10 protein-coding genes are annotated in these 14,826 nt (G+C 66.8%); 8 read left to right on the top strand and 2 right to left on the bottom strand.

Annotated elements, in window-relative coordinates; translation table 11 throughout:
* Positions 1-81: 81 nt before the first annotated feature.
* The 3 genes from ACOYYX_RS21300 (at position 82) to ACOYYX_RS21290 (ending at position 3,367) form a co-directional block, all read left to right on the top strand.
* Positions 82-1,296 carry a DUF1624 domain-containing protein gene (locus ACOYYX_RS21300; protein ID WP_422923481.1) on the top strand — a complete coding sequence of 405 codons (1,215 nt, stop codon included), beginning with the start codon at positions 82-84 and terminating at the stop codon, positions 1,294-1,296.
* A 56-nt stretch (positions 1,297-1,352) separates the two neighbouring features.
* The gene (locus ACOYYX_RS21295) at positions 1,353-2,708 is read left to right on the top strand and encodes an amidohydrolase family protein (protein WP_422923479.1); all 1,356 of its coding nucleotides are present in this window, start codon (positions 1,353-1,355) and stop codon (positions 2,706-2,708) included.
* Between the two features lie 62 nt (positions 2,709-2,770).
* Complete coding sequence (locus tag ACOYYX_RS21290; protein ID WP_422923478.1) at positions 2,771-3,367, top strand: cupin; 597 nt, start codon at positions 2,771-2,773, stop codon at positions 3,365-3,367.
* Positions 3,368-3,419: 52 nt separating this feature from the next.
* Here ACOYYX_RS21290 and ACOYYX_RS21285 read toward each other — a convergent pair whose 3' ends face one another.
* Both ACOYYX_RS21285 and ACOYYX_RS21280 read right to left on the bottom strand, forming a co-directional pair.
* A complete protein-coding gene (locus ACOYYX_RS21285) occupies positions 3,420-4,766 on the bottom strand; it encodes a DUF1552 domain-containing protein (RefSeq protein WP_422923476.1) in 1,347 nt (448 codons plus the stop codon).
* Positions 4,766-7,765, bottom strand: a complete 3,000-nt coding sequence (locus ACOYYX_RS21280; protein ID WP_422923474.1) for a DUF1592 domain-containing protein — start codon at positions 7,763-7,765, stop codon at positions 4,766-4,768. Before ACOYYX_RS21280 ends, ACOYYX_RS21285 begins: the two co-directional genes overlap by 1 nt.
* 584 nt (positions 7,766-8,349) lie before the next feature.
* On the opposite strand from ACOYYX_RS21280, the gene ACOYYX_RS21275 reads away from it, so the two are divergent.
* The 5 genes from ACOYYX_RS21275 to ACOYYX_RS21255 are packed head-to-tail and all read left to right on the top strand — an operon-like array spanning position 8,350 to position 14,784.
* Complete coding sequence (locus ACOYYX_RS21275) at positions 8,350-10,722, top strand: FdhF/YdeP family oxidoreductase (protein ID WP_422923472.1); 2,373 nt, start codon at positions 8,350-8,352, stop codon at positions 10,720-10,722.
* The gene (locus tag ACOYYX_RS21270) at positions 10,719-11,099 is read left to right on the top strand and encodes a DUF7009 family protein (RefSeq protein ID WP_422923470.1); all 381 of its coding nucleotides are present in this window, start codon (positions 10,719-10,721) and stop codon (positions 11,097-11,099) included. The genes ACOYYX_RS21275 and ACOYYX_RS21270 overlap by 4 nt, the downstream gene beginning before the upstream one ends.
* Positions 11,100-11,148: 49 nt before the next feature.
* Positions 11,149-12,474, top strand: coding sequence for a cytochrome ubiquinol oxidase subunit I (locus ACOYYX_RS21265; protein WP_422923468.1), 1,326 nt, complete (start codon positions 11,149-11,151; stop codon positions 12,472-12,474).
* Positions 12,475-12,485: 11 nt separating this feature from the next.
* Complete coding sequence (gene cydB / locus ACOYYX_RS21260; protein ID WP_422923466.1) at positions 12,486-13,586, top strand: cytochrome d ubiquinol oxidase subunit II; 1,101 nt, start codon at positions 12,486-12,488, stop codon at positions 13,584-13,586.
* A 4-nt stretch (positions 13,587-13,590) separates the two neighbouring features.
* A complete protein-coding gene (locus ACOYYX_RS21255; protein ID WP_422923464.1) occupies positions 13,591-14,784 on the top strand; it encodes a cupin domain-containing protein in 1,194 nt (397 codons plus the stop codon).
* Positions 14,785-14,826: the final 42 nt, after the last annotated feature.

Genomic DNA, 14,826 nt, shown 5'->3' with positions numbered 1-14,826 from the left:
GGTGAGAGGTCGCATGCAGCGACCGTCGAGGCCTTGAGGAAGGGGCCATCCGAGTCATTGCACCCTCGCGAGGAGACAGGCATGTCCGTCGTACGTTCCCCGTCGCTTGAGACAGACCTGGCCGATGGCGACTTCGCCAAGGCCCCGAGCCCCAGGTATGAGTCCGTCGACCTCGTGCGAGGGGCCGTGATAGTCCTCATGGTCCTGGACCACGTCCGCGACTTCTTCGGCGATGTGACTATCAGGCCGACCGACCTCGCGACGACCACGACGGCGCTCTTCTTCACGCGGTGGATCACCCATTACTGCGCCCCGACGTTCATCTTCCTGGCCGGCCTGGGGGCATACCTGTCCATGATCCGAGGCAAGTCGCGGCGGGAGCTTTCGTACTTCCTGTTCACTCGGGGCCTGTGGCTGATCTTCCTGGAAGTCACCGTCATCCGCATCGGATTGACTTTTGATCCGACGTATCGATTCATCCCTCTGATCGTGTTCTGGGCGATCGGCATGTCGATGGTCGTCCTCTCGGCGCTCGTCTTCCTCCCCACCTGGCTCGTCGGATTATTTGGAGTCGTTCTGATCGCCGGCCATAACGCCTTCGATGGCGTGGGGGCGCAACAGAGTGGGGCGGTCGGCGCGCTGGTGACGATCCTGCATCGGCCCGGGTTGCTCGCCGTGATTGGGGGGAGGATGATCTTCTGCCTGTATCCGCTGATCCCCTGGGTCGGGGTGATGGCGGCGGGTTATGCGCTGGGGACGGTCTTCCGGCTCGAGCCGGCGCGTCGGCGTCGCATCTTGCTCGGGCTGGGGCTGACCCTGATCGCCCTGTTCGTGGGGTTGCGGACGAGCAACGTCTACGGCGACCCGAAGCCCTGGGCACAGCAGGTGTCCCCCGTGTTCACGGCCCTCTCGTTCATCAACTGCGAGAAGTATCCGCCGTCCTTGTTGTACTTGCTGATGACGCTGGGCCCGATGTTGGTGGGCCTCGCCCTCGCCGACCGGAGCCCGGGGCGCGTCGGGCGTGTGCTGGTTACGCTCGGCCGGGTGCCGCTCTTCTTCTTCGTGCTCCAGTGGTATGTCCTCCACGTGTCGGCGATTGTGATTGCGTTGGTCATGGGCAAGCCCGCCCTCTGGCTCGTCGGGAATGGCCCCTTCGAACCGCCTCCGGGATATGGTTACAGCCTGGCCTTCGTTTACGTGATGTGGGTCGTGACCCTGGCCATGATGTATCCCGCCTGTGCCTGGTTCGCCGAGGTGAAGCGTCGACGTCGAGACGCCTGGCTGAGCTATCTCTGACGCGCCGACTGTCTCTCGGGATCGATCCCCGAGTGCGAATAGGGAGATGTAACGCGATGAGAGTATTTTCGATCGTTTGCGCAACGATGGCCTTTGGGCTCTTTTCTCCAGCCATTTCCAGTGCGGAGGACGGCACGATCGCCTTCACGCACGTCCGGCTGGTCGATGGTAGCGGATCGCCGCCGGTCGGAGATGCCGTTGTGGTCGTCTCGAATGGTCGGATCGTGGCCGCGGGGGACGCGGGCCTCGTGATCCCCGCCGGGACCGAGATCCGCGACGAACGCGGGCGGACCATGATCCCCGGGCTCGTCTCCGACCACAGCCATGTCGGGCAGGTGGGCGGCGTCACGATCGGGGCGAAGAATTACACGCGGGCGACAATCGAGGCGGAACTGCGCCAGTATCGCGACCTCGGCGTGACGACGATCATGGCCCTCGGCAACAACGGACCTCTCTTCGGATCCCTCCGCGCCGAGGCCCACGCCGGCAAGACCGACGGCGCGGACCTCTTCGGCGTTGTCCGCGGGATCGGCGTGCCCAATGGCGCGCCGCCACAGGCGATGCTCAATCTCGGCCCCGACCAGATCTTCCGCCCGAAGGATGCCGACGAGGCGAGGGCCGCCGTCGATGCCATGGCCGATGGGAAGACCGACCTGATCAAGATTTGGCTCGATGACTTCGGCGGCGGCCTGCCCGTGAAGATGACCCCCGACGTGTACGAGGCCGTCATCGAGCAGGCCCATCGCCGGGGCGTCCGGGTCGCCGCGCACATTCACGACCTCGCCGATGCGAAGGCCATCGTCGCCGCCGGTGCCGATATCATCGCTCATGGGGTTCGCGACGAGCCCGTCGATCCCGACTTCGTCCGAACGTTGAAGACGAAGGGCATCTGGTACGTCGCGACGCTGGCCCTGGACGAGGCGGCCTTCGCCTGGGCCGATCAGGCCCCCTGGACGAAGTTACCTGCGGTCCGCGCCGCCCTCTCGCCCGAACTCATCGCGCAGATCGACGACCCGGCCTGGCGCTCCAAGGTGCTGGCCGACCCGAAGACGGCGGGCGCCCGCACCTCGCTCGCCATGAACCTCCGCAATCTCAAGACCCTGTTCGACGCGGGGGTCAAAATCGGCTTCGGCACCGACAGCGGCGCGACCCCGCTACGCGTGGCGGGGGTCGCCGAGCATCGCGAACTGGCACTCATGGTCGAGGCGGGGCTCACCCCTCTGCAAGCCCTCACGATCGCGACCTCGGGAGCAGCCCAGGCGCTCAAACTTGGCGACCGCGGGCGGATCGCAACGGGCTTCCGCGCGGACTTCATCATCCTCGACGCGGACCCCACCGCGGCGATCGCGAACAGCCTGTCGATCCGCGAGGTCTGGCTCCGAGGTCGCCCCTTCGCCCGACCGGTAAAATGAAACCGGAGGTGCACGACCCTCGGCCGTCGCGAACTTCGTCATCAATAAGAGGAGAGATCGGCATGTCCGAGATCGACCGTCGCAAGTTCAACGCCCTGCTCGCTGGGGCGGGGCTGGCCTCCGCGGCGTCCGGCTTCGGCCCGCGCAAGGTGGAGCCGGAGATCCTGCGGTTCGAGCCCAGCGAGGGCATCCCCAACAATGGGCGCCTGCCGGTCTTGCTCTATCGCGACGTCTTCGGGGTCCAGACCAGCGACCCCGCCGACTATGAGGCCCACTTCGAGCGGAACGGCTGGCCGCCCCAGTGGCGGAACGGGGTGTATTCGTTCCACCACTATCACGCCACGGCCCACGAGGTCCTGGCCTTCGCCGTCGGCCATGCCCGACTGCTGCTCGGAGGCCCCGGCGGCAAGGAAGTGACCGTGTCCTCGGGCGACGTCGCGCTCCTCCCCGCCGGCACCGGCCACCGCCGGCTCGAGGCCTCGAACGACTTCCTCGTCATCGGTGCCTATCCCCCCGGCCAGCACCCCGACATCCAGCGCGGGGCTGTCACGCCCGAGCTCGAGCGCAAGATCGCCGCCGTGGCCATCCCCAAGACGGATCCGGTCCTGGGCAAGGCAGGGCCTTATCTCAAGCACTGGCTCGGCGAGGAAAAGAAGTGAGGAGGCCCCGGTCGAGCCTCCTCATTTCTGGTCATGTGCTGAGGCGAGCAGGTCAGAACCCGGCGAGCCGTTCGTCGGAGTCGCCGAACTTGTCGAGCTTCACGCCCATCCGGTCCATGATCGAGAGGTACATGCTGCAGAGCTTGCGGTCGTCGTCCCCCTTGCCGGCGTAGTCGAGCACGCGGCCGGTCTGGATCGTGCCGCCGAGGCCCCCCGCCAGGACGACGGGGAGCTTGCTCGCGTCGTGTCTCGAGCCCGAGAACATGCTGTTGACGAACTGGAGGCACGTGTTGTCGAGCACCGTGCCTTCCCCTTCGGGCATGGCGTCGAGTCGCGACATCAGGTAGGCCAACTGCCCGACGTAGAACTGCGTGACGCGCTCATAGGCCTCGGAGCGGTCGTCGTGCGAGGCCCCGTGGTGCGCGGCGCGGACGTTGAGGAACGGATAGAAGAGCCCCGAGATGTCGCGGCAGAGGAGCAGGGTCGCGATCCGCGTCTTGTCTGTCTGGAACCCCAGGGCGATGAGGTCGCACATCAGGCGCATGTGGGCCTGGATATCCTCGGGGAGGCCGTTCTCGGGCCGGGGCATGGTCAGGGGGCGTCGGTTTTGATCGCCGGCGCGGGCGTCGCCGGCCTCCTTCTCCTTGCGCATCGGGACGACCCGGCGCTCGACCTCGCGGACGCTCGTCAGGTACTCGTCGAGCTTGGCGCGATCCCCGGCGCTGACGCGTCGGCTCAGGCCCGCGGCCTCGTCGCGGACCCTGTCGAGGATGCTCTGGTTGCGGCGGCTGCCGCGGTTCTCGAAGAGGGCGTCGAACGCGAGCGAGGGGTACACCTCCATCGGCACGGGCGAGGTCGCGCTCTGCCAGGAGATGTGCGAGCTGTACGCCATCGAGAAGTTGGTCTCGTGGTAGCCCGTGATCGGCTGCTCGCAGCCGAGGACCATGCTCGGCTGTTCGGTGGCCTCGCCCAGGTGCTGGGCCAGCATCTGGTCGACGCTGATGCCTCCCTTCAGCTCCGCCCCCTTCTGCAGGGCGGCCCCCGAGAGGATGTTGCCCGTCTGGCCGGGGTGGATGCCGACGCCGTTGGCGTGCTTGTTGAAGAGCCCGTTGATGACGTTGATCTTGGCCCGGTGCGGCAGCAAGGGCTTGAGGCAGCCCCCCAGCTCCATCTCGGCGCCCGAGCCCTTCGCCCACCACTGTTCCGGGTTCACGCCGCAGCCCATGAAGAGGGCCGCATATCTCTTGGGGAAGGCGGTGGCCGTCGTCGCGGCCGTCGCCCCCTTGAGGGCGACCGACTCGAGCCAGGGGAGGCCTAGCGTCACCCCGGCCCCTCGGAGGAAGGCCCTTCGCGTCGGTTCGAGGCGGTTCGTCGCCCGGTCGCTGGATTCGTGAGACATCAGAGTGACTCCGCCTGGTCGCCTGCGATGCGTTTGTTCCGGAACTGCGGGCTGGTGACGATCGATTCGACCAGGGCGCCGAAGCGGCCGCCGTCGGCGGTCAGCCTGGTTCTCATGGCCGAGATCGTCTCGTCGTCAGAGGGCTGGAGGCTCCGCCCGAGGGCATAGGCCAGGAGCTTGCGGGAGAGGTTCTCGACGAAGTCGTCGCGGCGGGACGACTCGAGGTAGGCGCGGAGCCCTTCGACCCCGACCCCTTCGGATCCGCCGGGGAAGGTCGCCTTGGTGTCGATGGGCCGATTGCCGAGGTCGAGCGTCCTGGCCTCGCCGACGGGCCCATACCCTTCGAAGGCCAGGCCGATCGCGTCGAACCGCTCGTGGCAGCCGGCGCAGGCCTTGTCGGCCCGGTGCCGGCTCAGGGTTTCGCGGAGGGTCAGCTCGCCGAGCTTGGATTCGTCGTCGGGCAACTCGGGGACGTTGGCCGGCGGGGCGGGGATGTTCTCGCCCAGGAGCCGCTTGACGACCCAGTAGCCCCGCTTAACCGGGCTCGTCCTCAGGCCGGGGGAGTTCCTGGTCAGGAAGGCCGCCATCGGCAGCAGGCCGCCGCGGCCGTATTTCGTCGCGTCGTCGACCCGCACCCAGACGTCGGCCCCTGCGCCGTTGGCGGGCATGCCGTAATGGCGGGCCAGGGGGGCGTTGACGAACGTGTGCTTGCCCTGGAGGAACTCCGAGACCGGGCGGTCGTTGCGGACGACGTCGAGGAAGAACCGGATCGGCTCCTCGAACATCGACCGACGCAACTCGTCGTCGAACGCGGGGAACCGGCCCCGGTCGACGCTGTTGTGCTCCTCGAACCGGCGGAAGTCGAGCCAGTTGCCGGCGAACTCCGTCACGAGGCCGCGAACGCGGTCGTCGTGCAGCATCCGCCGGGCCTGCGCCGCGAGGACCTCGGGCTTGTGCAACTCGCCCGCCTCGGCGCAAGAGAGCAACTCCTGGTCGGGCTGGCTCGCCCAGAGGAAGTAGCTCAGGCGGCTGGCGAGGTCGAGATCCGACAGCGGGCGGATCGCCTTCTTCCCGTCGTTGCCTTCGCCTTTACTCGGCAGGTCGACGCGGTAGCAGAAGTGGGGGGACATGAGGATGCTGACGACCGTGTCGCGCACGGCGTCCTCATGGCTCAGCCCGTCCTGCTCGCGGAGGGCCTTGTAGAAGTCGGCCACCCCTTGCCGTTCCTCGGGCGAGAGAGGACGGCGATAGGCTTTTCGAGCGAATGCCTGGAGGGCCTCGACGTGTCGAGGTTCGGACTCGCGGCGATCGGCTTCGACACGATTGATGGTCTCGGCGAAGATCCGGTACTGATCCTCGATGGCACGGACCGCCTCGTCGCTCGCCTTGAGCCGCCGGGCCTTCGCCAGATAGACCTTCGCCAGCCGGCCCATCTTGGCCTCGGAGGCGGCGTCCTTGTCCTCGGCGCGGACGAAGTCGAAGGCCGTGTCGCCGCGGAGGAACCCCGTCTCGGCCCGCTCGTACCAGAGATAGCTCGTGTACTGCCGCATGGGGGCGTTGGTGATGAAATCGAACTCGCGCCAGAGCCGGTCGAGCTCGCGCCGGCCTTCCTCATCGAGCATCAACTCTGAGAGAGGCCCGTCGTCGCGGAAGTAGCCGGTCATGCTGTGGAAGCCGGCGCTCAGGAGTCGGCCGCCGTTCCCCTTGTCCTCGCCGTTGAGGTAGACCCGGGCCCGCTCCGAGACGAGGAAGGCGTCGGGGAAGTCATGGCAGAAGCGGTCGAAGGTCGCCTCGAATCGCTTCGCGTCTTCGGGGCCTTTGGGCGTCTCCATCGCCTTGAGGGCCTCGCCCTGGAGCCCGAGTTCGGCCGTCGGGATCTGCAGGGCCCCGCCGGCGTAACGCATGCGGTTCGCGGCCATCTGCCGGTTCTTCCAGAGCACGAAAGGCTGAGTCCCCTCGTCGATCTTATTTGCGGTGAGGTTCTTCACCTCGGGCACCAGACGCTTGCGGAGGTTGACGACGAAGTCCCGCATGCGGATGCAACCGGCCTTCGCGGCATCTTCGTTCTTGTCGGCCGGCGCGGGCAGGTCATGCCACAACACCTGCAACGCGGCGATCGGGCCGAAGGGCTCGGTGGGATTGGTCAGGATCGACCAGAGGGTCGCCAGGTATTTCGGGCTGAGGCCGTTCGATCGGGCGATGGCGTCGAGGGTGTCGTCGGGCTTGCCCAGGGCCGCGCGGTGCTGGAATCGCCGGGCGGCGAGGAAGTAGTCGGCGTAATCCGTATGCTGGCGTGCGTAGAAGTCGATGATGGACTTGACGCAATATTTATCGCGGTCGGTGTCCGCGAGCATCGGGTGGGGGGCGAAGGCCAGGCTATCCGGCTTCAGGACGAGGTGGTCCGCCACCATCCTCGAGGCCGCCAGGTACTTCTTTACCAGGGCCGGGGACATGGCGAGCGACTCGGCCGAGTTGTCGAAGCCTTCCTTGTTGGCCGGGTCGACGGGGAATTCCCGGGTCGGTCGCAGGTCGACGCCCGTGAGGTCCCGGATCGTATTGTCATATTCGGCATTGCTGAGGCGACGCGCCGGGACGGGGCCGGGGTCGCCCGCATTCCTCGTCGCCTCGCGTTTGCGGACGTCGCCGATCCAGGCGATCGCCGCGTGCCGGGCCTCGGCGGAGGGCTGCGGCTTCGCCTTCGCGGGGGGCATCGAGCCGGCCTCGAGATGCTCCAGGACGAGCGCCCAGCGGGGCAGGTCTTTCGCCACCGAATCGGCCGTGTCGAAGGCGCTCAGGTCGAGGTCGCCCTTGGGCTTGTCTTTGTCGTGACACCGGAGGCAGTGGGCCGCGAGGAAGGGTCGGATCTGCTCACGGAAGCGAGCATCGACCGGGTCCGACGCGGGCTCGCGCCGCGCGGACGCGTCGTCGGCCGTCGTCCGCAATCCGACGACGGCCAGCATGAGGCCGCCCAGGATCGCCAGGGGCAAGGTCGTCCGCATCGTCCTTTGGTTCTCCTGCCAACATGAGCCGGCTCTCCCTTGGTTTAACAAGAGTTAAGCTACCCGCTTCGCCCCTCGCCATCAAGCGAGATCGGCCCCGGGGCCATTGCCGCAACGGCCACACGAGTCGCGAGGCGGTTTTAGCGAATGTGAGCATGAAAGAATGAGTTGACAAAAATTTGATCAAAAATCTTCTTGGCGAGCGGAACCGCGAAGGTGTCGCGGTCCAGGGCGATCGACCGAACGGCGCAGAGAGGGCGTGATCCTCACCGAATTGGCCGTTGATTCCGGCCGGCCGTCGGTATACTTCTGCACATCGGGCGAGGTGGATAAGCATCATCGCCGCGCTCCTTGGTCAGGAAGGAGGCCCGGGCCTATCTCGATCGCGAGGGCCCGGTTATCTCGGCTCGAACAGTGACGGGGCGGTGTCCTGCCGCTACGCTTAATGGTGGTGGAGGGATGGGCCCCGACGTGGTCGGCCTGGAGACGATGCCCGCATCGCTTGCGGGGGCTCGCCTGGGACGACGCGCAGAGTGATGCTGGGATCGGGTCGAACATCCACTCCCTCGCTCGGTGGAGGCCACATGTCCGATACGAAGCTTGACGAAACACAGTCGCCCGCCACGCCGCCCGAGCCCGTCCCGGCCATCGGGTGCGGCCCCAACGCCGGGGGGGCGTTCTCGCAGGAAGACTACCACCACCCGGCGGCGGCCTGGGGCGCCGCGATCAGCGTGACGAAGGTCCTCATCCGCGAGCGAGAATTGATCGACGGCACGCGCGTCGTCTTCAAGATGAACCACGAGAACGGTGGCTATGATTGCCCCGGGTGCGCCTGGCCCGACGACCGCCACGGCCTCACGATGGACATCTGCGAGAACGGCATCAAGCATGCCACCTGGGAACTGACCAAGAAGCAGGCGACCCCGGAATTCTTCGCCAAGCACACGGTCACCGAGTTGTCGACCTGGAGCGACTTCGCCCTCGAAGACGTCGGCCGGCTCACCGAGCCCTTGCAGTACGACGCGGCCAGCGACAAGTACGTCCCCATCTCCTGGGATGACGCCTTCGCCATGGTCGGCCGGCACATCCGAGCCCTGGAGAGCCCCGACCAATCGGCCTATTACACGTCGGGCCGCTTGAGCAACGAGGCCACGTTCCTCTATCAGCTCTGGGCCCGGGAACTCGGCACGAACAACCTGCCCGACTGCTCCAATATGTGCCACGAGGCGAGCGGCCGGGCGCTCCAGGCCGCCATCGGCACGGGCAAGGGGACGTGCGACCTCGTCGACTGGCAGAAGACTGATTGCCTGATCGTCATGGGGGTCAACGCGGCCTCGAACGCGCCGAGGATGCTGACCTCATTGGCGGAAGCCTATCGCCGAGGCGCGAGCATCATCCACGTCAACCCGCTCGTCGAGGCCGCCGCCCGCCGCACGATCGTGCCCCACGACATCCTCCGCATGGCGACCTTCCAGTCGACCAACACGAGCACGATGAACGTCCAGCCGAGGATCGCGGGGGACCTCGCCCTGATGCGAGGCGTGGCCAAGCACCTGATCGAGGCCTCGAAGACCGACCCCAAGGTGCTCGACCACCTCTTCATCGAGCGATATACGTCCGGCTTCGAAGAGTACAAGGCCCAGGTGGAGTCGACTTCCTGGGATGAGATCGAGCTCCAGTCGGGACTCTCGACGGCGACGATCCGCGAGGTGGGGGAGGTCTACCGCAAGTCGCAGTCGGCGATCATCGCCTGGTGCCTCGGCGTGACCCAGCAGGAGCACGCGGGGGACACCATCCGCGAGATCGTCAACGTCCTCCTGATGCGAGGCAACATCGGCCGGGAAGGGGCCGGGCCTTGCCCGATCCGGGGGCATTCCAACGTCCAGGGGAACCGCACCTGCGGCATCGACCACAAGCCGACCGAGGCCTGGCTCGCGAAGCTCGATCAGGCCTGCGGCATCAGGTCGCCCAGGAAGCACGGGCTCGACACCGTCCGCGTGATCCCGGCGATGATGCGGGGCGAGGTGAAGGTCTTCGTGGGCATGGGGGGCAACTTCGCCCTCGCCGCCCCCGACACCGCCTACACCTACCCGGCGCTCCGCAACTGCGACCTGACCGTGCAGGTCAGCACCAAGCTCAATCGCAGCCACATCGTCCACGGCCGCGACGCCCTGATCCTCCCTTGCCTCGGCCGGACCGAGAAGGATCACGGCAAGAACGGCGAGTTGCAGGGGATCACGGTCGAGGACTCGATGAGCATGGTCCACCTCTCCTTCGGCATGAAGGAGCCGCGATCGAAGCATCTCAAGTCGGAGATCGAGATCATCGCGGGGATGGCCCGGGCGTCGCTGCCCGACACGAAGACCCCCTGGGCCGACTACGCGGTCGAGTACGACCTCATCCGCGACACGATGGCCGAGGCCATCTGCGGCTTCGAGGATTTCAACCGCCGCGTCCGCCAGCCGCTCGGGTTCCGCCTCAAGCAGCCGGCGCGGGAGCTGGTCTTCCTCACCGACACCAAACTCGCCAACTTCTCGAGGCCCGGCCTGGCCGATGTCGCGCCGAAGGGGGACAGGCTGCTCCTCGGCACGATGCGGTCGCACGACCAGTGGAACACGACGATCTACTCCGACGACGACCGTTATCGCGGGATCAAGAACCTGCGCACTCTCGTGTTCATGAATATCGAAGATATGCGTGAGCGCGGGCTCGGCAAGTTCGACCTCGTCGACATCACCAGCTTCGCCAGGGACGGCTCGACGCGGTCACTCCGCGGCTACCGTGCCGTGCCTTACAACCTGCCTCGGGGCAGCACGATGGGATACATGCCGGAGATGAACGTGCTCTGCCCCATCGGCGACTACAGCTCTCAGAGCGATCAGCCGCTGATGAAGCACCTGATCGTCGAGATCGTCCCCGCAAGGCCCGTGGTCCCTTCGAACGGAGAAGCGCGATGAAGCTGCGACTCAAGGGCAATTCGATCCGCATCCGACTGGATCGCCGTGACATCGAAACGCTCGTCGAGCGGGGGCGGATTGTGGATACGCTCCGGTTCGGCCCGGTGGCGGCCTTCTCCTACTCGGTCGAGACGGGCTCGGTCACTCGCGATCGCCCCTGGGCGTCTTATGAGGACGGGCGGCTCACGGTCCGGATCGACCCCGACGACGCCGAGGCCTGGCTCGAGGGGGATCGCGTCGGCTTCGACCACCAGCAGCCGGTGGATGCGGGGGTCGTCCGCGTGCTCCTCGAGAAGGACTTCGCCTGCATCGACCGTCCCGCCGGCGAAGAGGCGGATGACGCCTATGCGTTCCCCAATCCCTCGGCCGCCTGCTAAATAGTGGGGAGGACCACATGCGACCTCGAACTCGGATGGAGGGACGGAGATGACCGACGGCCTCCCCTGGCATCGGATCCAGTTCGCCTTCACGATCACGTTCCACTACCTCTTCCCGCAACTGACGATGGGGCTCGCGCTGCTCATCGTCGTGTTCAAGTCCCTGGCGTTGAAGCTCCGGGACGAGTCGTTCAACGAGGTCGCCAGGTTCTGGAGCCGGATCTTCGCCCTCAACTTCGCGATGGGGGTGGTGACCGGCATCCCGATGGAGTTCCAGTTCGGGACCAACTGGGCCCGTTTCTCCAAATACTCGGGCGAGGTCGTCGGCCAGGCCCTCGCGGTGGAGGGGCTCTTCGCCTTCTTCCTCGAGTCGACCTTCCTCGGCCTCTTCCTCTTCGGGGAGAAGCGGCTCGGGCCGAGGCGGCACCTCGCGGCGGCGGTCGCGCTCGCGGCGGGCTCGTGGCTCTCGGGCTACTTCATCATCGTGGCCAACGCCTTCATGCAGCACCCCGTCGGCTACAAGCTGGGTGCGGATGGCGTGCTGCACATCGAGAGCTTCGCGGCCTACTTCCTGAACCCCTGGGCCTTATGGCAGTACGCCCACAATATGTCGGCCTCGCTGGTGACGGCCTCGTTCGCCGTCGCGGCCGTGGGGGCCTACTGGAGCCTCCTGGGGCGGCACCCTCGCCACGCGTCGATCTGCCTGCGGGCCGGGGTCATCACCGGATTGGCGTCGAGCATGCTCGTCGCCTTCCCGACCGGCGACGGCGCGGGGAAGATGGTGACGAGGTATCAGCCGGTGACCCTCGCCGCGATGGAGGGACTCTTCGAGAGTGGACCTTACGCGGAGCTGGCGATCATCGGCCAGCCGAACGTCTCCGCCCGCAGGCTCGAGAACCCCGTCGCGGTGCCCGGGATCCTCAGCTTCCTGGCCTACGGCACGTTCGGCAGCACGGTGAAGGGGCTGAATGACTTCCCGAAATCCGAATGGCCCAGCAGCGTGGAGCTTGTTTATTACTCCTATCACATCATGGCGGGGCTGGGGACGCTCTTCATCGGCGTGATGGGGCTCTCGGCGTTCCTGCTGTATCGGGGGAAACTCGAGCAGACCCGGGCGATGCTCTGGGTGCTCCTGCTCGCCTTCCCGTTCCCCTACATCGCGACCACCGCGGGCTGGTGGACGGCGGAGGTCGGCCGTCAGCCCTGGGTCATCCATGGCCTCCTGAAGACGGCGAACGCCCACTCGGAGCTGGTCAACCAGGGGGACGTCATCTTCACGCTGCTCGGCTTCGCCGGCCTCTATCTACTGCTCGGCGCCCTCTTCACGGTGCATGTTCTCAAGGAAATCGACCGCGGCCCGGCCGCCTCGCATTAGGACGACCCCCCATGGAAGCGACCTGGTTCGCGATCGTCTCCGCGATGCTCGCCGGCTATGCCGTGCTCGATGGCTTCGACTTCGGCGTCGGGATCCTGCATCGGATCGTCGCGAAGACCGCCGACGAGCGCAAGACCATACTGGCCGCGATCGGCCCGGTCTGGGATGGCAACGAGGTCTGGCTGATCGCCGCCGGCGGCCTCCTCTTCATGGCATTCCCGAAGGTCTATGCCACGGGGTTCAGCGGCTTCTACATGGCCTTGATGATCCTGCTCTGGCTCCTGATCCTCCGCGGCATCGCCATCGAGTTCCGCTCGCATCAGGAGAACCCCCTCTGGCGTGAGTTCTGGGACACGGTCTTTTCGCTGGCGTCGCTGGCCTGCGCCCTGATTTTCGGAGTCGCCCTGGGGAACCTCATCCGGGGCGTCCCGATCGACGAGAAGGGCCTGCGCGGAATGCCCCTGTTCACGAACTTCCGGACCGACCGCCATCTCGGGCTCATCGACTGGTACACGGGGCTGGTCGGGGTCTTCGCCCTGGTCTCGCTCGCCGGGCATGGGGCGCTGTACCTCGCCTGGCGGACGACCGGCCCGGTCCGGGACCGCTGCCTCGCCCTGGCCCGCGACGTTTGGATGGCGGCGATGATCCTCTGGGTCGTGGTGACGGCGGCGACCGCCTGGATCCGGCCCGAGGTCTTCTACGGATTCCTCAAGCGTCCTTGGACCCTCGCGTTCGTCGTGCTCGCAATAGCGGGGGCGGTGGGGGCCTTCCGGTTCCCGAAGCGAGGGCGGGAGCTTGCCGCGTTCCTCTCGTCGTCGGTCTTCATCTTCGGGATGGTCGCCACGGCGATGGCGGGCAACTACCCGTACTGGCTGCGGTCGACGATCGACCCCGAGGCCTTCAGCCTCACCGCCGCCAACTCGATGTCGGCCCGCTACGGGATGTCGGTAGCCCTGGGCTGGTGGTCCGTCGGCTTCATCCTGGTCCTGGGCTATTTCGCTTACCTCTTCAGCGCGATCCGGGGCAAGGTCGTGGCCGGAGACGGGCCGTATTCGAGCGACGCCGGACCGGCCGACGCGAACCCCGTCCCCCCCTCTCGTCAAGGAACTTGATCCCATGAGCCAGATCCAGCGACGCAACTTCATGGCGGCGGCCGCCGGGCTCGCCGCGGCGACGACGGCCGTGCTGTCGGGCAGCAAGACGGCCGAGGCCGGCGACCCGAGCTTCATGAACAACGTGCCCGACCCCGCCCTCTCCGGCAAGGAGCTGCCGACGTTCAAGTTCGAGCTCGAGAAGTCTGAGGGGAAGGTCATCGGCGGCAGCTACGGCAAGGAGGCGACCGTCGAGCAACTGCCGATCTCCAAGGGGATCGCGGGGGTCTCGATGAAGATCGAGCCGGGGGCCATGCGCGAACTGCACTGGCACGCCACGGCCGCCGAGTGGGCCTTCGTCATCTCCGGCCGCGTGCGGACGACGGTCATCGACCCGCAGGGCGGCGCCGAGACGAACGACTTCGAGCCGGGAGACATCTGGTACTTCCCCAGGGGCCACGGGCACATGCTCCAGTGCCTCGGGGACAAGCCCTGCCACTTCATCCTCATCTTCGACAACGGGTACTTCTCCGAGTTCGGCACGTTCAGCATCAGCGACTGGATCGGCCACGTCCCCAAGCCGCTCCTCGCCAAGAACTTCGGCCTGCCCGAGTCGGCCTTCGACAAGTTCCCCAAGGAGGAGGTCTACTTCGCCCGGGGCGCCTTGCCCCCCGAGGAGCCGGCCAAGCCGCTCCAGGGCTGGAAGCCGCCGGCGCTGACGCATAAGTATGGCCTGCTGTCCCGGCCGCCCCACCGGGTCTTCAAGGGGGGACGCGAGTGGCGCGTGGACTCGACCTCGTTCCCGATCTCGAAGACGATCACCGCGGTGGTCCTCGACCTCGAGCCGGGCGGCCTCCGCGAGCTGCACTGGCACCCGACCGCCGACGAGTGGCAGTACGTCATCGAGGGGGACGTGAGCATTTCCATGTTCGGCTCGCACGGCCGCTATCGGACCGAGACCCTGACCCAGGGCGACGTCGGCTACATCCCGCAAGGCTACGGCCACTCGATCGAGAACGTCGGCAAGGGCCCGTGCCGGCTCCTGATCGGGTTCAACACGGGGATTTACGAGACGATCGACCTCTCGCAGTGGATCGCCGGCAACCCGGCCGACGTCCTGGCCACGAACTTCAGCCAGCCCGCGTCGCTGTTCAAGGACTTCCCGGGCTACGACGTGTTCATCTCGTCCAAGGACGGCCCCAAGCCGGCCGCCGACTGAGGCGAGGCTTGTTGATGCGGCCATCGGCTTCGCCGGTATCCT

It is taken from the genome of Singulisphaera chitinilytica (assembly GCF_049331405.1).
GTDB lineage: Bacteria > Planctomycetota > Planctomycetia > Isosphaerales > Isosphaeraceae > PoT.
The sequence above is the reverse complement of the archived record's forward strand: the minus strand, read 5'-3'. Positions and strand labels throughout refer to the sequence as shown.

What these genes read in the sequence shown, in the direction of transcription:
- ACOYYX_RS21280 (WP_422923474.1), bottom strand. Translation starts at nt 7,765, where the DNA reads ATGCGGACGACCTTGCCCCTGGCGATCCTGGGCGGCCTCATGCTGGCC.
- ACOYYX_RS21275 (WP_422923472.1), top strand. Translation starts at nt 8,350, where the DNA reads ATGTCCGATACGAAGCTTGACGAAACACAGTCGCCCGCCACGCCGCCC.
- ACOYYX_RS21295 (WP_422923479.1), top strand. Translation starts at nt 1,353, where the DNA reads ATGAGAGTATTTTCGATCGTTTGCGCAACGATGGCCTTTGGGCTCTTT.
- ACOYYX_RS21255 (WP_422923464.1), top strand. Translation starts at nt 13,591, where the DNA reads ATGAGCCAGATCCAGCGACGCAACTTCATGGCGGCGGCCGCCGGGCTC.
- ACOYYX_RS21290 (WP_422923478.1), top strand. Translation starts at nt 2,771, where the DNA reads ATGTCCGAGATCGACCGTCGCAAGTTCAACGCCCTGCTCGCTGGGGCG.
- ACOYYX_RS21285 (WP_422923476.1), bottom strand. Translation starts at nt 4,766, where the DNA reads ATGTCTCACGAATCCAGCGACCGGGCGACGAACCGCCTCGAACCGACG.
- ACOYYX_RS21265 (WP_422923468.1), top strand. Translation starts at nt 11,149, where the DNA reads ATGACCGACGGCCTCCCCTGGCATCGGATCCAGTTCGCCTTCACGATC.
- cydB (WP_422923466.1), top strand. Translation starts at nt 12,486, where the DNA reads ATGGAAGCGACCTGGTTCGCGATCGTCTCCGCGATGCTCGCCGGCTAT.
- ACOYYX_RS21270 (WP_422923470.1), top strand. Translation starts at nt 10,719, where the DNA reads ATGAAGCTGCGACTCAAGGGCAATTCGATCCGCATCCGACTGGATCGC.
- ACOYYX_RS21300 (WP_422923481.1), top strand. Translation starts at nt 82, where the DNA reads ATGTCCGTCGTACGTTCCCCGTCGCTTGAGACAGACCTGGCCGATGGC.